Source organism: Pseudomonas sp. Sample_21, assembly GCF_004307525.1.
GTDB lineage: Bacteria > Pseudomonadota > Gammaproteobacteria > Pseudomonadales > Pseudomonadaceae > Aquipseudomonas > Aquipseudomonas atacamensis.
Map to the genome: position 1 here is coordinate 51,320 of NZ_RCNZ01000035.1, position 17,784 is coordinate 69,103.

Genomic DNA, 17,784 nt, shown 5'->3' on the forward strand with positions numbered 1-17,784 from the left:
CCTTGCAGACCCCATTTGCTTGACCATAAAAAAGACAATCGGAGACACGCCATCATGGCTTTGGATTTATTCGTCGTACTCATTTATGCCGCTGCGATGCTGATTCTCGGCTACTACGGCATGCGCAAGGCCAAGACCCACGAAGACTATCTGGTTGCCGGGCGCAATCTGGGGCCATCGCTGTACATGGGCACCATGGCAGCAACCGTACTCGGCGGCGCGTCCACCGTCGGCACGGTCCGTCTGGGTTACGTGCATGGCATCTCCGGATTCTGGCTGTGCGCGGCACTGGGCTGCGGCATCGTCGCGCTGAACCTGTTCCTCGCCAAGCCCTTGCTGAAACTCAAGGTATTCACCGTCACCCAGGTCCTGGAGAAGCGCTACAACCCGATGGCGCGCACCGCCAGTGCGACGATCATGCTCGCTTACGCGCTGATGATCGGCGTGACCTCGATTCTGGCGATCGGCACCGTGCTGCAAGTGTTGTTCGGTCTGCCCTTCTGGATTTCCGTACTGCTGGGCGGCGGTATCGTGGTGACTTATTCAACGATCGGCGGCATGTGGTCGCTGACCCTGACGGACATCGTCCAGTTCGGCATCCAGACAGTGGGCCTGATGTTCGTGTTGTTGCCGATCTGCCTGTACCGCGTAGGCGGCTGGGATCAACTGGTCGCGCAACTGCCGGCGGCCAGCTTCAACTTCACCAGCATCGGCTGGGACACGATCATTACCTACTTCATGATCTACTTCTTCGGCATCCTGATCGGCCAGGACATCTGGCAGCGGGTGTTCACCGCCAAAAGCGAAAAAGTCGCCAAGTACGCCGGCACTTCCGCGGGGATCTACTGCATCATTTACGGCTTGGTCTGCGCCTTGATCGGCATGGCTGCGCATGTGCTGATTCCGGATCTGGACAACGTCAACAACGCCTTTGCCGCCATCGTCAAAGTCTCGCTGCCCGACGGCATCCGTGGTCTGGTGATCGCTGCCGCACTGGCGGCGATGATGTCCACCGCCAGCGCCGGCCTGCTCGCCGCGTCCACCACGCTGACCGAAGACCTGCTGCCGAAACTGCGCGGCGGCAAACAATCCAACGTCGCGGTCAGCCGTCTGTTTACGCTGCTGACGGGGATCGCGGTGTTGGGCATTGCTCTGGTCGTCAATGACGTGATCAGCGCGCTGACCCTGGCTTACAACCTCTTGGTCGGCGGCATGCTGATTCCGCTGATGGGCGCGATTTTCTGGAAGCGTGCGACCACTGCCGGGGCGATCAGCGCGATGACGCTGGGCTTTATCACCGCGCTGGTGTTCATGGTCAAGGACGGCATGGACGCGAACACGCCGATCTATTACAGCCTGGGTGTCAGCCTGGTGAGCTTTGTACTGGTCAGCCTGTTCTCGCCGCGCCCGGCGACCGTGGCAACGGCGGTGTGAATCGGCTGTAACGACTTGATGTTTTCTTCAGCGGGTGTGGCGTCGGTGGCCACACCCGTTTTTTTTGCCTGATAAAAAACAAAAGATCGCAGCCTTCGGCAGCTCCTACACTTTGTAGAAACTGCCGACGGCTGCGATCTTGAAATCTCTGATCGCAGGTATTAACGGCGACGTGGCTGGCGTCGGCGCTGTTCGTCGTCCGTGCGAATCGGTACCGGTTGCAGAGGCGGTTCGATCAAACCGAGGGCAACTCCCAAATCGTGCAGCCAGTTCTGGATTTTCTCTTTCATCGTCATGCCCCCTTCAGGGTGGTGCTGAGCGGCCGGAATTCTGAGGCCGCTTCGCACTGATAATAGTCCGAAGTCCTACGCAATGCTCGGCCAAATCCGCAATGATCTGTTACTGAATTGAACAGAATCTGTTGCGATTGGTTCACGCTGTTTCACGGACTTCATGCAAAGCCACGGGATAGACCGCTTGCTGCACGTCGATCCAGGCATTCAGGTTGGCCCCGGCCATACCCTTGCGCCACATGAGCCACGTTGTCGCACCCGCGAACGGCTCGGCCAACGGATGCACGGCGACGCTTTCGCGACCCGGCAGGCTGGCCAGCATCGACTCGGCCATCAACGCCACACCACTGCCGGCAATCACACAGGCGAGCATGCCCTGATACGACTCGATCTCCATCGGCCGGCCCATCGCCGCGTGGTAGTGAGAGAACCACGCTTCCAGACGCATGCGATATGAACAGCCCTGGCGAAAAGTGAACACCGAGCGCCCTTCCACGTCCCGCGCGGTGCGTACTGGCGGATGGTCGATTTCAGTGATCAGCACCAGCCGCTCCTCGCACAACGGCACGCCATCGAGCCCGGCCAGCTCCAACGGTCCGTCGACCAACGCCGCGTCGAGGCGGCCGGTGAGCAACCCTTCAAGCAGTTCGCCGGTCGGCGCCGATTGCACCTGCAAATTCACTGTCGGGTATTGCTTGTGATACCGCGCCAGCAGCGCCGGCAGATGGATCGCCGCCGTGCTGTACATGGTGCCCAGCACGAAGTCGCCGGCCGGTTGCCCGCCCATCACCGCCGCACTGGCCTGATCGCGCAGAGCGAAGAGTTTGCCGGTGTAGTCGAGCAGCACCTTGCCCGCCGGCGACAGCTGCAAGCGCTGCCGTTCGCGCACGAACAGTTCGACGCCCAACTGCTCTTCAAGCTGTTTCAGAGGCGTCGACAGATTCGACGGCACACGATGCAAGCGCTCGGCGGCGCGGGTGATCGAGCCTTCCTCGGCGACCGCCTGGAATATCCGCAGTTGGCTGAACTCCACTGCTTTCTCCTTAACAGAACAAGTTACTCACTATTATTCAATTTTAAAGAAAGTCAATCGATCCTAGCCTGACGGTCATTGCTGCTTTGAAGGAAGCCCGACCATGTCGCCGCTGATACGTTTATCCGCCTGTTTCGTTGCCCTGATGATGGCCATGGGCATTGGCCGTTTCGCCCTGACACCTCAGATGCCGCACCTGCTCAGCGAAGGGCAGATCGATCTCACCGCCGCCGGGCTGATCGCGGCGGCCAACTACTTCGGCTATCTGCTCGGTGCCGTGGATGCGATGTTCGCCCAGCGGCCGCAGCAGGTGCAGCGTCGCCTGCATGGCGGGCTATGGCTGTGCGTGCTGCTCACACTGGCGTCGTTCTGGGCCAACGGTTTCTGGTCGCACTTGCTATTGCGCTTTGGCACCGGGGTGGCGAGTGCCTGGGTGCTGGTGATGATCACTTCACTCAGTCAGCCGCTGGCGGCGGCAGCGGGTCGCCCGCGCTGGGGTGCTCTGGTTTTTGCCGGGCCGGGTCTGGGGATTTTTCTCACAGGCTTGCTGGCGCTGGTCTCACACCGCTTGCAGCAGACATCGGCAACCCTGTGGCTGATTTACGCAGCCGCCGGGTTGCTGATGATGCTTGGCGTCTGGCGGTTGTTGCCGCAGCCCGCAGAGGTAACGAAGTCGGCGGTCGTCCCGGCGACATCAGCGAACCGAGGCATTGGCAGGCTGGCGCTGGTGTATGCGCTGTACGGCATCGGCTACATCATTCCGGCAACGTTCCTGTCGCAGATGGCTAACGCGCAGTTTCACGGCCAGTGGCAGGCGGATCTGTTCTGGCCGTGTTTTGGCCTCGGCGCGGCAATCGGTGTGTGGTTGGTGAGTCTGCGCCGACATGATCCCGAGACCACGCGGCACTGGCTGATGGCGACGTTGTGGCTGCAAGCGGCCGGAGTGTTTGCCTGTCTGCTGGGCAGCGGCGTCGGCCTGGCGTTGGGGGTGATCCTCTGCGGCACGCCGTTGCTGGCCTGCATGCAACTGGTCATGCAGCGTTCGCGAGAGCTGGCGCCCCACGCCACTCAGCGCAACGCCGGGATGCTCACGGCGTGCTTCGCTGTCGGCCAACTGAGCGGCCCGCTGCTGGCGGCGCTGAGCAGCCATTTCAGCGGCGGCTTGCAGCCGGCGCTGCTGATCGCCGGTGCCGGCCTGCTGCTGGCCGGCGCGCTGGCGATGCAGGCCAGGGCTACTGGCCCAGCGCCTTGCGCAAACGCCGACGCAGCCACTGTTCGGCGCTGACGAAAGTGATGCCGAGCAGCACCAGCACGGCGCCGATGACGAAATTCAGGCTCAACTGTTCGCCGAGCAGCAGCACGCCGAAGGTCACGCCGAATAACGGCGTCATGAACGAGAACACCGCAAGGTTGGCCGCCAGATAACGGCGCAGCAGCCAGAACCACACCAGGTAGCTGAAGAACGACACCACCAGCCCTTGGAACAGCACACTGGCCACCGCCACGGTAGTCAGGCTGACGTGGGTGATCTGGCCGCTGAACAACGCGATCAACAGCAGACCGAGGAAACCGACCATCAGCTGATAAAACAGGGTCAATGTCACCGGCGCTTCCGACAGTCGCGAGGCGCGCACCACCACGGTGGTCGCGCCCCAACAGGCGCCGGCCAATACGCCGAAGGCATCGCCCAGCAGCATGCGCCGATCAAGGTTGTCCCACGACACACCGCCGGCGAAGGCAATCGCGATGCCGATGAACGCCAGCAGAATCCCCAGCCATTGCAACGGGCGCAAACGCTCGCTGGCCAGCAGGAAATGCACGCCGAGTGCGGTGAAGATCGGCGCGGTATACAAGAACACCGACATATGCGCGGCGGTGGTCAGTTGCAGACCTTCGGCGATGAACAGGAATTCCAGACCAAACAGCGCACCGGCCAGCAAGCCGCCGCGCCAGGTGCTGCCGACCTGATCCCAACCGCCCTTCCAGCAGATCAGCAAACCGACCAGCAACGCAGAAATCCCCGAGCGCCCCGCCGCTTGCATCACTGGCGCGATGTCCGTTGCCGCCCACTTGATCAGGACTTGCTGCACACCCCAGATCAGGCACAGGCCGATCATCACTTGCAGGGCAAAACCGTCGGCATTGCGCCGCTCGGCACTCACCGCAACACCTCGAACACACACAACATGGCAGGCCATCCAATGGTCAGAAAACAGTGTCGGGGATTATCAATCAGATGCGCGGAAAAAGCCGTCTGGAAAAGACATTAAGTTGGTCAGTGGCGTCAGCGCTGAATGGTTGACGGCTGCGCCGTCATTCGCGAGCAAGCCCGCTCCCACAGAGGGTTCGGTGAACATGTGGGAGCGAGCCTGCTCGCGAAGAGGCCAGCATTGCCAACACAACTGCCGGATCAGCTCAGGCAAACCGCTTCGCCACCAAAAAACCCACCGTGCAAGCAACCGCCGTCGCCACTGTCCCCCACGCCCAGTCCATCAAACTCACCTGCACCGACCAGTCGCGCAAGGTCGCCCAATTGGTCAGGTCATAAGTGCCGTAGGCCACCAGCCCCAACAGCGCACCCAGCTTCGCCGCCCTCTGCCAGCTCAGAGCCGGCAACACGACAAACACCACGCAGCCAATAACGTACAGGCAATAAAAAACCGCTGCGGGCAACAGCAGCGGTTTTTCCAGCATCAGCGAACCGAGCAGTTCGCGATAGGTCGGCGCCATCAGCAGCCCGAGCCAGATGCCGTCGAGCAGCAGAAACGTCAGCAGCGTTGCGACGTAAGCGATCAGCGCCTTTTTCATCGATCCAACCTCTTGTGTGGCCTGCAACATGGGCCACTCAAGGCTCAGGTTAGTTCAATGCGATCGGCGTGAATGACGATCTTGCCTTCCTTGTACAGCGAACCGATGGCTTTCTTGAAGTTGCCCTTGCTGACGCCGAACAGGCTGCTGATCAACGCCGGATCACTCTTGTCACTGACCGCCAGGGTGCCGTCGTTTTTGCGCAACTTGCCGAGGATCTTCGAACTCAGGCTGCTCGCCGCTTCCTGACCAACCGGTTGCAGGCTCAGGCTGATCTTGCCGTCGGCGCGCACTTCCTTGATGAAGCCTTTCTCGCGCATGCCCGAACGCATGAACTTGAAGATCTCGTTCTTGTGGATCAGGCCCCAGTGCTTGTTGTTGATGATCGCCTTGAAGCCCATGTCGGTGGCTTCAGCCACCAGCAGATCAACTTCCTGGCCCGGGCTGTAGGTAGCCGGGATCTTGTCCAGGTAACGATCGAGGCGCGCGGTGGCGGTGATGCGGCGCGTATGTTTGTCGAGGTAGACGTGCACCACGCAGTATTCGCCAGCGGTCATCTGGCGCTTTTCTTCCGAGTACGGCAGCAGCAGATCTTTCGGCAGGCCCCAGTCGAGGAACACGCCGATGCTGTTGACTTCAACCACTTTCAGGCTAGCAAATTCGCCGACCTGAACTTTCGGTTTTTCCGTGGTGGCGAGAAGTTTGTCTTCGCTGTCCAGATAGATGAATACGTTGAGCCAGTCTTCATCTTCGCTGGGAATATCTTTGGGGATATAACGGTTGGGCAAAAGAATTTCGCCGTCGGCACCGCCGTCCAGATATAAACCGAAGTTAGTGTGTTTAACCACTTGCAAACTGTTGTAACGCCCGACTAAAGCCATTTCCGAAACCCTCAATACGTGGGCGGCATTCTACCCGTTTTTGCCGCCAACGTCGGGCGACAGATCCTCGCAGCGGAAAATCTGCGTCAACCTGTTGATTTTGCTTGATCACTGCCCTACGGGGTGCCGCTCGTCAGTCCGGTCCGACGCTTCACAGCCGTGCTGATTTGCCTCACTTCAATTAAATGTTCTTATTTAAAACAGCAGGTTAGCTGCTTATTACGAGTGAGCGGCCGGTAATAATGCAGCGTTACGGTTGGTTAATCCGGGGGATATTTACCAAGCTATTGTCAAGTTATTCCTGTACGATGCCTGGCCGAGTTACTTTTCTAAAGGTTAATGGCCGCCATGCGTGTAAAAGCATCCACCAGCAAAGCAAAGCCAGCTCCAGCCGTTGAAACCAGCGAATCGATCAACGATCAGATCGCAGCATTCCTCAAGTCCGGCGGCGAGATCCAGCAAATTGCCAAAGGCGTCAGCGGCCAGACATTCGGCCCGTCCAAGCAGATCAGCCTGGGCAAGAAGTAATACCGGTTTCACCCCGTCCAGAGGCGCTTTGAGCTTCGAAGCGCCTGGACTGGCACCGCGCAATCCCCCTTCGCTTTAAACAAAAATTCCCGAAAATCGACGAACGGCCATCAATGCCGGGCATTCGCCGGTATCCTTGCACGCGTCTAGATCAAGCGTTTCAGCAGGCCTTCGCCCTGCGCTCGCGGTTCACGGAGTGACGCATGCGCCCATTTCCCTGTTTATTGTTCGTCAGCCTGCTGTCAGGCGCGACCGCGCACGCGCAGGTTTTTCAGGGTGAACTGGGTGACTTCGATCTCAAGCTCGGCACTACGCCCAGCCGCAGCATGGCCCAAGGTCTGGTGAAACCGGCGGCGGTCGGCTCGTTCCACGGTGGCCTCGACCTGAGCCACGACAGCGGCGTGTATTTCGGCCAGTACGCGCCGAGCATGGGCATCAGCCCGGGCAAGAACCTCGAGATCGATTCCTATGTCGGCTTCAAGCAGCCGTTCGATCAGGTGCTCGGCTATGAAGTCGGGATGATCCATTACAGCTATCCCCGCGTGGACACCCTCGACAGCCAGGAGCTGTTTGGGGGCCTGACTCTGCTCGGTAGTCGCTTTGGCATTGCCCTGAGCAACGACCCGGATAAACAGAACAACACCTTGTTTGCCGACCTCACTGGCAATCAGCCGTTCGGCATTGGCGTGAGCATGAAATACACCACGCACCAGTTGAATACACCGGCGGCGGTGGACGGTGGCTATATCAGCAGTTTCACTGATTGGTCGGTGAAACTGTCGCGGCCGTTCATGGGCGTCGATCTTGATCTGATCTACAGCGACTCCAGCCTCAGCGGCAGTGATTGCTCGGCCTATTCCGGGCACAACAGCGAGTGCGACGGCCTCGTCACCCTTAAGGCTGTACGCACGTTCTATTGATCGGCTGAACTGCCGCGCGCATCCTGCATCACATAAGAATCAGATTTCCGACGCCAGGCTCTCGCAAGGATTTGCCCATGTCTCGCTGGTTCAAACAGATTGCCGCCCTGCTGATCTTCACCCTCGCCCTCGGCGCTTGCAGCCGCGTGGGCCTGGCCTACCGCAACCTCGACGTAATCATCCCGTGGTCGCTGAGCGACTACGTGGACATGAACGGCGAACAGAAAGACTGGTTCAATGAACGCCTCAAGGAACATCTGAGCTGGCACTGCACCACGCAGTTACCGGGTTACCTCGACTGGCTGGACCGTTTGCAGGCCATGGTCGAGAGCAATCAAGTGAGCGACGCCGCGCTGCAGGAGCGCACCGCCGAAGCCAAACAGGCCATCGCCGAAACCGCCCGGGAAATCACCCCTTCGGCCATTGAGTTGCTGCAAGGCCTGGACGATAAACAGGTGGCTGAAATGAACGACGCGTTTGCCAAGGATTTGCGCAAACGTCAGCAGGAATACGTGAAACCGCCGCTGGCTCAGCAGATCAAGGAACGCGGCGAGCGCATGGAAAAACGCCTGAACGATTGGCTAGGCCCGCTCAGTGACACGCAGAAACAACGCGTCGTGGCCTGGACCAACGCCTTGGGCGACCAGAACACCCAATGGATCGCCAACCGCGCGCACTGGCAGCAACAGTTCAGCGCCGCCGTTGCGCAACGCCAAAGCCCCGAATTCCCACAACGCATCGAGACACTTCTGGTCAATCGCGAGCGCTTGTGGACAGCGGACTACCGCAAGGCCTACGCCAACACCGAAGCCCAGGCGCGCTCGCTGTTTGTCGACTTGATGGCCGAGAGCACGCCGCAACAGCGTCAGCGTTTGTTGAAGAAAATCGAGGGAGTGCGTAAGGACTTCAATGACCTCAAGTGCCTGAAGGCCGCGCAGAAACCTTGAAATCACTGGAATCCAATGTGGGAGCGAGCCTGCTCGCGAAAGCGGAATATCAGACAGATCAAATGTCACTGACAGACCGTATTCGCGAGCAGGCTCGCTCCCACAGGGGATTTCGCTGGCTCAGGCGATTTGAGCCTTCGAGGCGACTTCATCAAACGTCACCTCATCCAGCGCATCCTCCTGCTCATCCAGCACCTGACGCGGATGGTCGTTGCCGGGGATGCTGCTGTCGATCAGGCTCAGCAGGCTGGAGCCGCGCGGGGTCAGAATGAAGTTGTTGCCAGTACTGCCCTCGTGATCCGGCCGCGGCTCGATGAATCCGCGCTCCAGCAACATCTTTTCATAATCACAGGCCAGGGTTTTCAAGTGATCGAGATTGTCGATCGGCTCGCCGGCGCTGGCTTTCTCGGCCGCGTGGTCTTCGGCATACGCGCGGGGAGCGAAGCTGTGGCCAGCGCTGTTCTGCACTTCATGCAGCAAACGTTCAATCAAATCCCAGTTATAAGTCGTCATCCTGATCCAACCTCCGGTGCGGGTGATTTTGTGCCGCGTTCAAGGTTGTGACCGAAGCGCTGCGCAGCCGTTCAGCAGTATTTCCGGCCCCGACCGACCGACGGCTGTCGATTAGCTCGCACGTTGAACGACTAGGCTGAAACAGCCGGTTCAACCCGCAGGAGACATCGTCATGAACGTTGCAAACCATCCGGTGGTATCACGCGAAGAATGGCTCGCCGCCCGTCAACAGCATCTGGCCCACGAAAAAGCCTTCACCCGGGAACGCGATCGCCTCAGCGCCGAGCGCCGCGCCCTGCCGTGGGTGAAAGTCGACAAGGACTATCATTTTCAAGGGCCGAACGGCGAGCTCAAGCTCAACGACCTGTTTGGCACCAACAGCCAGTTGATCATCTACCATTTCATGTTTGCCAAAGGCTGGGAGCAAGGCTGCCAGGGCTGCTCGTTCCTCAGTGACCACATTGATGGCGCCAACCAGCACCTGGCCCATCACGACGTCGCGGTGGTTGCAGTTTCCCATGCGCCATTCAACGAGTTTCAGGACTTCAAAAAGCGGATGGGCTGGAAGTTCGACTGGGTCTCGTCAGAAGGTTGCGATTTCAATTACGACTTCGGCGTCTGCGCCCGGGCTGAGGACGTCGCGGCGGGAAAGGCTACCTACAACTACGAAAGAACCGACAGCGCCGAGGAAGAAATGCCGGGGCTGAGCGTGTTTTATCGCAATGACGAAGGCGAGATTTTCCACACCTATTCCACATACGCGCGCGGTCTGGACATGCTGGTTGGCGCTTACCACTACCTTGATCTGACGCCCAAAGGCAGGAACGAGGACGAGATCATGGAATGGGTGCGGCATCATGATCGCTATGACGGTGCGCCGAAGTCGGGCTGCTGCCATGCCGATTGAGCGCAACCCTGCCCCCACAGTTTCTGAACTTTTACCAGGCTTCAGCCCTCAACCGGTTAACCCGCCTTAACCGGAACTGAGGCCTGCCCATGAAAACCCTGATCAAGCTCTCCCTCGCCGCCACCCTTGCCTGCGCCCTGCCCGTCTGGGCTTGCACGCCGGAAGAGGCGACGATCAAACGCGAACAACTGGCCAAGGAAGTCTCCAAGCTCACCGAGCAGAATCCGGCAAAAGCCAAGGAGATCAACGCCGAGTTGCAGAAAATGGATCTGGGCACGGCCAGTGCGGATCTGCCGGACAAGTGCCAGTTGATCGATCAGCGTTTGAAGGAACTGGGTTCGGCGGAGAAAAAGGCCGACAGTTGAGGCGAAAAAAAACCGGACAATGTCCGGTTTTTTTATGCGCGGTCTAAAGCTTACTCAGCCGCAGGTTCAGCTGGCTTGCGACGCTTGAGCGGGGCCATGCCGTCGCTGCTCACCAGAGAATCCGGCTTTGGACGGTTGACGCTCTTGCGCTTGGTCGGCGTCTTGGCGGCGGTTTTCTTTTTGTCGCCCTTGGCGTCAGTCTTTTTCTTCTTCACACCAACCGCTTTACCCGAAGCCTTGACCTTTTTAGGGCCGCCGTAGGTGCCTTTGACTTCCTTGATGGTGCGGCGCTCGAAGCTCTGCTTCAGGTAGCGCTCGATGCTCGACATCAGGTTCCAGTCGCCGTGGCAGATCAGCGAGATCGCCAGACCATCGTTGCCGGCGCGGCCGGTACGACCGATGCGGTGTACGTATTCGTCGCCGCTGCGTGGCATGTCGAAGTTGATCACCAGATCCAGACCGTCGACGTCCAGACCACGGGCTGCAACGTCGGTAGCGACGAGGATCTTCACACCGCCCTGCTTCAGACGATCGATCGCCAGTTTGCGATCCTTCTGGTCTTTCTCGCCGTGCAGCACGAACGCTTTGTATTCCTGAGCCACGAGGCGGCCGTAGATGCGGTCGGCCATGGCGCGGGTGTTGGTGAAGACGATGGCCTTCTGGTAGGTCTCGTTGGCCAGCAGCCAGTTCACAATCTGCTCTTTGTGCTGATTGTGGTCGGCGGTGATGATTTGCTGACGAGTCGTCGAGTTGAGCTGGCTGACGGCGTTGAGCTGCAAGTGCTCAGGGTTGTTCAGGACCTTGGCGATCATCTCGCGCAGACCGGAACCGCCGGTGGTCGCGGAGAACAGCATGGTCTGCTGACGGTTCGGGCACTCGTCGACCAGACGCTGCACGTCTTCGGCGAAACCCATGTCGAGCATGCGGTCGGCTTCGTCGAGCACCAGCACTTCGACTTCTTTCAGGTCGAGGTTGCCGGCATTGAGTTGCTCGATCATTCGCCCCGGAGTGCCAATGAGGATGTCTGGCACTTTGCGCAACATGGCGGCCTGGACTTTGAAGTCTTCGCCGCCAGTGATCAGGCCGGACTTGATGAAGGTGAACTGCGAGAAGCGTTCGACTTCCTTCAAAGTCTGCTGGGCCAGCTCACGGGTTGGCAGCAGGATCAGCGTCTTGATGCTGACGCGGATCTTCGCCGGGCCGATCAGGCGATTGAGGATCGGCAGGACGAAAGCGGCGGTTTTGCCGCTACCGGTTTGCGCCGTCACCCGCAGATCACGCCCCTGGAGCGCCAGCGGAATGGCCGCGGCTTGCACAGGCGTTGGCTCGACAAATTTCAGCTCGGCCACGGCTTTGAGCAGGCGTTCGTGCAGGGCGAATTGGGAAAACACGGGTGCTACCTCGAAGATATGCAAAAAAACAGCTGCATAGGTTACCGGTTTCGAGCGCTCAGGCCGAGTTTCTTTGTGCAAACGCCGACAATCAGTGGTTTTTTTGTTGCCCGATTTGTCACTCGCTGCAATACACAGCGTCTTAAATGCTCTAATCGGCCCTCGCGTCTTACAGAAGAAATGTTTCGCTTATGGATATCAAACAGCTCTGGCTCAAAGCCCAAGGCCTCTGGGGCACGCTCGAAGAGCACCCACTTCTGCAATCGGGACTGGCGCTGCTGGTGCTGCTGGTCATCGCGCTGGTGCTCGGACGGGTGGCGCGTTACCTGATCCTGCACGCCAGCCGCATGCTCGGCCGCCAGCCGGCGCTGCACTGGATCAACGACTTCCGCCACAACAAGGTGTTTCAACGACTGGCGCAGATGACGCCGTCGCTGGTGATCCAGTTCGGCCTGCACCTGGTGCCGGAGCTGAGCAAAACCGCGATGAATTTTCTCGGCAACGTCGCGCTGGCGTTCACCATCCTGTTCCTGCTGCTGGCGGTCAGCGCCCTGCTCAACGCCCTGCTCGACATCTACGCGCGCACCGAGCATGCGCGTACACGCTCGATCAAAGGCTACGTGCAACTGGCGAAAATGGTTTTGTACGTGTTCGGCGCGATCATCATCGTCGCCACCCTGATCGACCGCTCGCCGCTGTTGCTGCTGTCGGGTCTGGGTGCGATGTCGGCGGTGATTCTGTTGGTCTACAAGGACACGCTGCTGTCGTTCGTCGCCAGCGTGCAGCTGACCAGCAACGACATGCTGCGCGTCGGCGACTGGATCGAAATGCCACAAGTCGGCGCCGATGGCGACGTGGTCGACATCACGTTGCACACCGTCAAAGTGCAGAATTTCGACAAAACCATCGTCTCGATCCCGACCTGGCGGCTGATGTCCGAGTCGTTCAAGAACTGGCGCGGCATGCAGCAGTCCGGCGGTCGGCGGATCAAACGCAGCCTGTTCATCGATGCCAGCGGCGTGCGCTTCATCCGCGACGACGAGGAAGAAAAGCTTTCCCAGGTGCACCTGCTGACCGACTACATGGGCCGCAAGAAAGCCGAGCTCAAGGCCTGGAATGAGGCCCAGGGCAATGTCGCGGCAATGTCGGCCAACCGCCGCCGCATGACCAACATCGGCACCTTCCGCGCCTACGCGCTGGCGTATCTGAAGAGTCATCCGGAGATTCAGCCGAACATGACCTGCATGGTCCGGCAGATGCAGACCACCGCGCAGGGCATTCCGCTGGAAATCTACTGCTTCACCCGCACCACGGTGTGGGCCGATTACGAGCGGATTCAGGGGGATATTTTCGATTACCTGCTGGCGGTTTTGCCGGAGTTTGGCTTGAGCCTGTATCAACAGCCGAGTGGCGGGGATTTGCGCGCAGGCTTGCTGCCAGCGGTGTTGGGCTCGGCGAGTATTCCGGAGCCGGAAAAACACCTGATGTAACCCAAAGATCCAATGTGGGAGCGAGCCTGCTCGCGAATGCAATGTGTCAGTCGCCCCATACTTATCTGACCCAACGCCTTCGCGAGCAGGCTCGCTCCCACAGGGGTTATGCGGCGGCCGGAGATTTACGGATGCCCAACCGACTGATCCACACAGCCGCCAGAATCACACCCCCGCCAAGGAACAATCTCCCCAGTTCCTCATGCTGATTCCAGATCAGCAGATTCAACAACAATCCCACCGGCACATGCAGGTTGTTCATCACCGCCAGTGTGCCGCCGTTGACCATGCATGCACCTTTGTTCCACCAGTACAGACCCAGCGCCGTCGACACCAGTCCGAGAAACAGCAACACCGCCCATTGCAGCGGCGCTTCCGGCAGGAAGTTCGACTTGCCGAATAACAGGAACGCTGGCAGCACAACCGCCAATGCACCGAGGTAGAAATAACCGAAGCGGCGGTAATGCGGCAGATCGCTCGGATGCTTGGCCACCAGATGCTTGTACAACACTTGCCCGGCGGCATAAGTGAAGTTGGCCAGTTGCAGCAGCAGGAAGCCCATGAAGAAGTCGGGACTGATGCTGTCGAAGCGAATCACCGCCGCACCGCCCACGGCCACCAGCGCAGCAACCAATGCCCACGGATTAAAGCGGCGGTTCAGCGCGTCTTCGATCAACGTCACGTGCAGCGGCGTGAGAATGGTGAACAGCAACACCTCCGGCACCGTCAGCACGCGGAAGCTCAGGTACAGGCAGACGTAAGTGACCCCGAACTGCAACGCGCCGATCAGCAACATGCCACGCATGAACGCCGGCTCCACCGAACGCCAGCGGGTCAGCGGAATGAACACCAGCCCCGCCAGCACCACACGCACCAGCACCGCGAAGTAACTGTCGACATGCCCGGCCAGGTATTCGCCGATCAGACTGAAGGAAAACGCCTGGATCAGCGTGACAAAAAGTAGATAGCCCATGTTCGCCTCGAAAATCGAATGGCGGCGACGATAGCGGGTTTTGCGCCAGACCGCGAACCCTCGAACAGCACAAATCCCTGTGGGAGCGGGCTTGCCCGCGATGAGGGAGGGTCAGGCAAGTATTTGTCGACTGACACTCCGCCATCGCGGGCAAGCCCGCTCCCACAGGGACTTATGTGAAATTCGGATGTGCAGTGTTCAGAAAAATCGCAGGCAAAAAAAAGCCCGATCTCGCTAAAGCGTTCAATCGGGCTACAGCACTCAGGAGCAAAAGTGCAAAGGGAGGTTCGATGCGCGTGGAACCTTGAAGGGGTAGCGCCAGGTCACTAGACCATCCAGCGATTATCTGGCGATTAACCGATCAAGCGACCTGAGACAGTTTGGCGTTGGCCTGATTCAGGCCCTTCTCCTGGAAGTCACCGCCCAGGTTCATGCCCTCGGCATGGATAAAGGTCACGTCGTTGATGCCGATGAAACCCATCACCTGGCGCAGGTACGGTTCCTGATGATCCGCAGGACCACCGGCATACACACCACCGCGAGCAGTCAGGACAAAGGCGCGCTTGCCGTTGAGCAGACCTTGCGGACCGGTTTCGGTGTACTTGAAGGTCACCCCGGCGCGCAGCACATGATCCAGCCAGGCCTTGAGCGTGCTCGGGATCGCAAAGTTGTACATCGGTGCCGCCAGCACCAGCACGTCGGCGGCAAGCAGCTCATCAGTCAATTGGTTGGAGCGGTCCAGCGACGCCTGTTCGCTGTCGTTGCGCTGTTCGGCGGGCTTCATCCAGCCACCCAGCAAGTCGGCGTCCAGATGCGGCACCGGGTTCGCGGCGAGGTCACGCACGGTGATCTGATCGGCAGGGTGCGCGGCTTTCCACTGAGCGATGAAGGTCTGGGTCAGTTGACGGGAAACCGAGTCTTGCTGGCGGGCACTGCTTTCGATGATCAGAACGCGGGACATGGTGTGTAGCCTCCATCCGAATATGTTGTAAGTCGATGGAGTGAAGGTTAAACAGAGTCGAATCGATGAAAAAGCGCAAATAATTGCTGCAAAGCATCGAATAATTAGTTTAGATGCTGACACATACCCTGTGGGAGCGAGCTTGCTCGCGAATTGGCCGTATCAGTCGACATCATTGTTGAATGACATACCGCCTTCGCGAGCAAGCTCGCTCCCACAAGGGTTCGCGGTGCTATTTCGGGGTGCAGGTCAGTTTGATGCGCAGCTTGATGATCTCGCGGGTGAACTTGGCCGTGGCGTTTTTATGCTTGCCCGCCGGCACATCGATGCTGCGCGTGCGTGGTGCTTCCGGGCCGTTGCTGAACACCGCACGGCAGGTCGCATCGACATCACCGTAGTTGGCCACGCGGATTGAGCCGATGTCGTTGTCCGTGTCGTAAGTCTCGTAATCGATCTTCATGCCGTTGAGATCCTTTTGCACGTCGATCGGATAGGCAAACGCGGTCAACGGCAGCAGCGCCAGCACCACACAACAGAATTTTTTCATTCGGCAGTCTCCATGAGGGACGGCCAGCTTAGGACAAGAGGAGCTATTGATGAAAGCGCCCCGCGTGACCCTTGATCAATGGCGAACGTTGCAGGCCGTGGTCGACCACGGCGGATTCGCCCAGGCCGCCGAGGCCCTGCACCGTTCGCAATCGTCGGTGAGCTACACCGTCGCCCGCATGCAGGATCAGCTCGGTGTGCCGTTGCTGCGCATCGACGGGCGCAAAGCTGTGCTCACCGAAGCCGGCGGCGTATTGCTGCGCCGTTCGCGGCAATTGGTCAAACAGGCCAGCCAACTGGAAGACCTCGCCCATCACATGGAGCAAGGCTGGGAAGCGGAAGTGCGGCTGGTGGTCGACGCCGCCTACCCGAGCGCGCGGATCGTCCGCGCCCTGACCGCGTTCATGCCGCAGAGTCGCGGCTGCCGCGTGCGTCTGCGCGAGGAAGTGTTGTCGGGCGTCGAGGAAGTGCTGCTCGAAGGCGTGGCGGACCTGGCGATCACCGGCCTGAGCATTCCGGGCTACCTGGGTGCGGAGTTGAGCGATGTCGAGTTCGTCGCCGTTGCCCATCCTGATCACCCGCTGCATCGGCTCAACCGCGAGCTGAGCTTTCAGGATCTGGAAACCCAGATGCAAGTGGTGATCCGCGACTCCGGCCGCCAGCAGCCGCGCGATGTCGGCTGGCTCGGCGCCGAGCAGCGCTGGACCGTCGGCAGCCTCGCCACCGCCGCGACCTTCGTCAGCAGCGGCCTGGGCTTTGCCTGGCTACCGCGGCACATGATCGACCGCGAACTCAAGGATGGTTCGCTCAAGCTGCTACCGTTGGACCGAGGCGGCAGCCGCAATTCGAGTTTCTATCTGTATTCGAACAAGGACAAACCCTTGGGCCCAGCCACGCAAATCCTCATCGAACTGCTGCGCACCTTCGACACCTTGCCGCTGGACGCACCGTTTGCCGCACCTGAACAAGCCTGACACGGAGTTCACCGATGGCGTATTTCGAGCACGAAGGTTGCAACCTGCACTACGAGGAATATGGCCACGGTGCGCCGTTGCTGCTGGTTCACGGGCTCGGCTCGAGCACCCTGGACTGGGAAATGCAGATCCCCGCGCTGGCCGCGCACTACCGGGTGATCGTCCCGGACATACGCGGCCACGGGCGCTCGGACAAACCCCGCGAGCGCTACAGCATCGCCGGGTTCAGCGCCGACCTGCTGGCCTTGATCGAACACCTGCGCCTCGGCCCGGTGCACTACGTCGGGCTGTCGATGGGCGGAATGATCGGTTTTCAACTGGCCGTCGATCAGCCGCAGGTGCTCAAGAGCCTGACCATTGTCAACAGCGCACCACAGGTCAAATTGCGCAGCCGCGATGATTATTGGCAGTGGTTCAAACGCTGGAGCCTGATGCGCCTGCTCAGCCTGGAAACCATCGGCAAAGCCCTCGGCAGCAAACTTTTCCCCAAGCCGGAACAGGCCGATCTGCGACGGAAAATGGCCGAACGCTGGGCAAAAAACGACAAACGTGCTTATCTCGCCAGCTTCGATGCGATCGTGGGCTGGGGCGTTCAGGAACGACTTTCCCGGGTGTCCTGTCCAACGCTCGTCATCAGCGCCGACCGTGACTACACACCGGTGGCGTTAAAGGAAACCTATGTAAAACTGCTGCCGGATGCGCGGCTGGTGGTCATTGACGACTCGCGCCATGCCACCCCGCTCGATCAACCCGAACGCTTCAATCACACGCTGCTGGATTTTCTCGCCACAGCCGACCTTCACTCTCAGGATCACTGACC

20 protein-coding genes are annotated in these 17,784 nt (G+C 59.6%); 10 read left to right on the plus strand and 10 right to left on the minus strand.

Annotation, left to right across the window (positions count from 1 at the left end):
* Positions 1–54 precede the first annotated feature (54 nt).
* On the plus strand, positions 55–1,434 hold the full coding sequence (locus D8U71_RS03915) for a sodium:solute symporter (RefSeq protein WP_071174740.1): 1,380 nt from the start codon (positions 55–57) through the stop codon (positions 1,432–1,434).
* A gap of 161 nt (positions 1,435–1,595) precedes the next feature.
* Here D8U71_RS03915 and D8U71_RS28745 read toward each other — a convergent pair whose 3' ends face one another.
* A complete protein-coding gene (locus D8U71_RS28745; RefSeq protein WP_003184145.1) occupies positions 1,596–1,724 on the minus strand; it encodes a PA1414 family protein in 129 nt (42 codons plus the stop codon).
* A gap of 142 nt (positions 1,725–1,866) precedes the next feature.
* Complete coding sequence (locus tag D8U71_RS03920; RefSeq protein WP_130887194.1) at positions 1,867–2,760, minus strand: LysR family transcriptional regulator; 894 nt, start codon at positions 2,758–2,760, stop codon at positions 1,867–1,869.
* 103 nt (positions 2,761–2,863) lie between these two features.
* Between D8U71_RS03920 and D8U71_RS03925 the strand changes: the two genes are divergently transcribed.
* Positions 2,864–4,045 carry an MFS transporter gene (locus D8U71_RS03925; protein WP_130887195.1) on the plus strand — a complete coding sequence of 394 codons (1,182 nt, stop codon included), beginning with the start codon at positions 2,864–2,866 and terminating at the stop codon, positions 4,043–4,045.
* Here the strand turns inward: D8U71_RS03925 and D8U71_RS03930 are convergent.
* From D8U71_RS03930 to D8U71_RS03940, 3 genes are all read right to left on the minus strand, one after another.
* Positions 3,993–4,922, minus strand: a complete 930-nt coding sequence (locus D8U71_RS03930; RefSeq protein ID WP_130887196.1) for a DMT family transporter — start codon at positions 4,920–4,922, stop codon at positions 3,993–3,995. The two genes, D8U71_RS03925 and D8U71_RS03930, sit on opposite strands and share 53 nt — an antisense overlap.
* 253 nt (positions 4,923–5,175) lie before the next feature.
* Positions 5,176–5,568, minus strand: a complete 393-nt coding sequence (locus D8U71_RS03935; protein WP_130887197.1) for a DUF2177 family protein — start codon at positions 5,566–5,568, stop codon at positions 5,176–5,178.
* 44 nt (positions 5,569–5,612) lie between these two features.
* Entirely contained in the window at positions 5,613–6,449 is an 837-nt protein-coding gene (locus D8U71_RS03940; protein WP_130887198.1) for a S1-like domain-containing RNA-binding protein, read from the minus strand.
* Between the two features lie 339 nt (positions 6,450–6,788).
* On the opposite strand from D8U71_RS03940, the gene D8U71_RS03945 reads away from it, so the two are divergent.
* From D8U71_RS03945 to D8U71_RS03955, 3 genes are all read left to right on the plus strand, one after another.
* Positions 6,789–6,977 carry a hypothetical protein gene (locus D8U71_RS03945; protein ID WP_016985943.1) on the plus strand — a complete coding sequence of 63 codons (189 nt, stop codon included), beginning with the start codon at positions 6,789–6,791 and terminating at the stop codon, positions 6,975–6,977.
* A 203-nt stretch (positions 6,978–7,180) separates the two neighbouring features.
* A complete protein-coding gene (locus tag D8U71_RS03950; protein WP_016771158.1) occupies positions 7,181–7,897 on the plus strand; it encodes a TorF family putative porin in 717 nt (238 codons plus the stop codon).
* A 77-nt stretch (positions 7,898–7,974) separates the two neighbouring features.
* The gene (locus D8U71_RS03955; protein ID WP_130887199.1) at positions 7,975–8,844 is read left to right on the plus strand and encodes a DUF6279 family lipoprotein; all 870 of its coding nucleotides are present in this window, start codon (positions 7,975–7,977) and stop codon (positions 8,842–8,844) included.
* Between the two features lie 120 nt (positions 8,845–8,964).
* Here the strand turns inward: D8U71_RS03955 and D8U71_RS03960 are convergent, their stop codons facing one another.
* Complete coding sequence (locus D8U71_RS03960) at positions 8,965–9,357, minus strand: transcriptional regulator (RefSeq protein ID WP_130887200.1); 393 nt, start codon at positions 9,355–9,357, stop codon at positions 8,965–8,967.
* A 172-nt stretch (positions 9,358–9,529) separates the two neighbouring features.
* Between D8U71_RS03960 and D8U71_RS03965 the strand changes: the two genes are divergently transcribed.
* Positions 9,530–10,264: a thioredoxin family protein gene (locus D8U71_RS03965; protein ID WP_130887201.1), complete on the plus strand. Its 735-nt coding sequence runs from the start codon at positions 9,530–9,532 to the stop codon at positions 10,262–10,264.
* 89 nt (positions 10,265–10,353) lie between these two features.
* Positions 10,354–10,629, plus strand: a complete 276-nt coding sequence (locus tag D8U71_RS03970; RefSeq protein WP_073472880.1) for a hypothetical protein — start codon at positions 10,354–10,356, stop codon at positions 10,627–10,629.
* A gap of 50 nt (positions 10,630–10,679) precedes the next feature.
* Here the strand turns inward: D8U71_RS03970 and D8U71_RS03975 are convergent, their stop codons facing one another.
* Positions 10,680–12,020, minus strand: coding sequence for a DEAD/DEAH box helicase (locus D8U71_RS03975; protein ID WP_024012040.1), 1,341 nt, complete (start codon positions 12,018–12,020; stop codon positions 10,680–10,682).
* A 191-nt stretch (positions 12,021–12,211) separates the two neighbouring features.
* Here D8U71_RS03975 and D8U71_RS03980 point away from each other — a divergent pair, with 191 nt between their 5' ends.
* The gene (locus D8U71_RS03980; protein ID WP_056783642.1) at positions 12,212–13,510 is read left to right on the plus strand and encodes a mechanosensitive ion channel family protein; all 1,299 of its coding nucleotides are present in this window, start codon (positions 12,212–12,214) and stop codon (positions 13,508–13,510) included.
* A 106-nt stretch (positions 13,511–13,616) separates the two neighbouring features.
* Here the strand turns inward: D8U71_RS03980 and D8U71_RS03985 are convergent, their stop codons facing one another.
* From D8U71_RS03985 to D8U71_RS04000, 3 genes are all read right to left on the minus strand, one after another.
* Complete coding sequence (locus D8U71_RS03985; protein WP_016771196.1) at positions 13,617–14,483, minus strand: carboxylate/amino acid/amine transporter; 867 nt, start codon at positions 14,481–14,483, stop codon at positions 13,617–13,619.
* Between the two features lie 361 nt (positions 14,484–14,844).
* A complete protein-coding gene (locus D8U71_RS03990) occupies positions 14,845–15,444 on the minus strand; it encodes an FMN-dependent NADH-azoreductase (RefSeq protein WP_130887202.1) in 600 nt (199 codons plus the stop codon).
* Positions 15,445–15,676: 232 nt separating this feature from the next.
* Positions 15,677–15,991, minus strand: a complete 315-nt coding sequence (locus tag D8U71_RS04000) for a hypothetical protein (RefSeq protein ID WP_016771198.1) — start codon at positions 15,989–15,991, stop codon at positions 15,677–15,679.
* Between the two features lie 49 nt (positions 15,992–16,040).
* Here D8U71_RS04000 and D8U71_RS04005 point away from each other — a divergent pair, with 49 nt between their 5' ends.
* Positions 16,041–16,964, plus strand: a complete 924-nt coding sequence (locus D8U71_RS04005; protein ID WP_016771199.1) for a LysR family transcriptional regulator — start codon at positions 16,041–16,043, stop codon at positions 16,962–16,964.
* A gap of 14 nt (positions 16,965–16,978) precedes the next feature.
* Positions 16,979–17,782: an alpha/beta hydrolase gene (locus D8U71_RS04010; protein WP_123442890.1), complete on the plus strand. Its 804-nt coding sequence runs from the start codon at positions 16,979–16,981 to the stop codon at positions 17,780–17,782.
* Positions 17,783–17,784 lie beyond the last annotated feature (2 nt).

Excerpts from the sequence above, each read along its gene's own strand:
- D8U71_RS03915 (WP_071174740.1), top strand. The coding sequence starts at position 55 with ATGGCTTTGGATTTATTCGTCGTACTCATTTATGCCGCTGCGATGCTG.
- D8U71_RS03935 (WP_130887197.1), bottom strand. The coding sequence starts at position 5,568 with ATGAAAAAGGCGCTGATCGCTTACGTCGCAACGCTGCTGACGTTTCTG.
- D8U71_RS03965 (WP_130887201.1), top strand. The coding sequence starts at position 9,530 with ATGAACGTTGCAAACCATCCGGTGGTATCACGCGAAGAATGGCTCGCC.
- D8U71_RS03960 (WP_130887200.1), bottom strand. The coding sequence starts at position 9,357 with ATGACGACTTATAACTGGGATTTGATTGAACGTTTGCTGCATGAAGTG.
- D8U71_RS04000 (WP_016771198.1), bottom strand. The coding sequence starts at position 15,991 with ATGAAAAAATTCTGTTGTGTGGTGCTGGCGCTGCTGCCGTTGACCGCG.
- D8U71_RS04005 (WP_016771199.1), top strand. The coding sequence starts at position 16,041 with ATGAAAGCGCCCCGCGTGACCCTTGATCAATGGCGAACGTTGCAGGCC.
- D8U71_RS03985 (WP_016771196.1), bottom strand. The coding sequence starts at position 14,483 with ATGGGCTATCTACTTTTTGTCACGCTGATCCAGGCGTTTTCCTTCAGT.
- D8U71_RS03940 (WP_130887198.1), bottom strand. The coding sequence starts at position 6,449 with ATGGCTTTAGTCGGGCGTTACAACAGTTTGCAAGTGGTTAAACACACT.
- D8U71_RS03980 (WP_056783642.1), top strand. The coding sequence starts at position 12,212 with ATGGATATCAAACAGCTCTGGCTCAAAGCCCAAGGCCTCTGGGGCACG.
- D8U71_RS03990 (WP_130887202.1), bottom strand. The coding sequence starts at position 15,444 with ATGTCCCGCGTTCTGATCATCGAAAGCAGTGCCCGCCAGCAAGACTCG.
- D8U71_RS03970 (WP_073472880.1), top strand. The coding sequence starts at position 10,354 with ATGAAAACCCTGATCAAGCTCTCCCTCGCCGCCACCCTTGCCTGCGCC.
- D8U71_RS03950 (WP_016771158.1), top strand. The coding sequence starts at position 7,181 with ATGCGCCCATTTCCCTGTTTATTGTTCGTCAGCCTGCTGTCAGGCGCG.
- D8U71_RS03955 (WP_130887199.1), top strand. The coding sequence starts at position 7,975 with ATGTCTCGCTGGTTCAAACAGATTGCCGCCCTGCTGATCTTCACCCTC.
- D8U71_RS28745 (WP_003184145.1), bottom strand. The coding sequence starts at position 1,724 with ATGAAAGAGAAAATCCAGAACTGGCTGCACGATTTGGGAGTTGCCCTC.
- D8U71_RS03945 (WP_016985943.1), top strand. The coding sequence starts at position 6,789 with ATGGCCGCCATGCGTGTAAAAGCATCCACCAGCAAAGCAAAGCCAGCT.
- D8U71_RS03925 (WP_130887195.1), top strand. The coding sequence starts at position 2,864 with ATGTCGCCGCTGATACGTTTATCCGCCTGTTTCGTTGCCCTGATGATG.
- D8U71_RS04010 (WP_123442890.1), top strand. The coding sequence starts at position 16,979 with ATGGCGTATTTCGAGCACGAAGGTTGCAACCTGCACTACGAGGAATAT.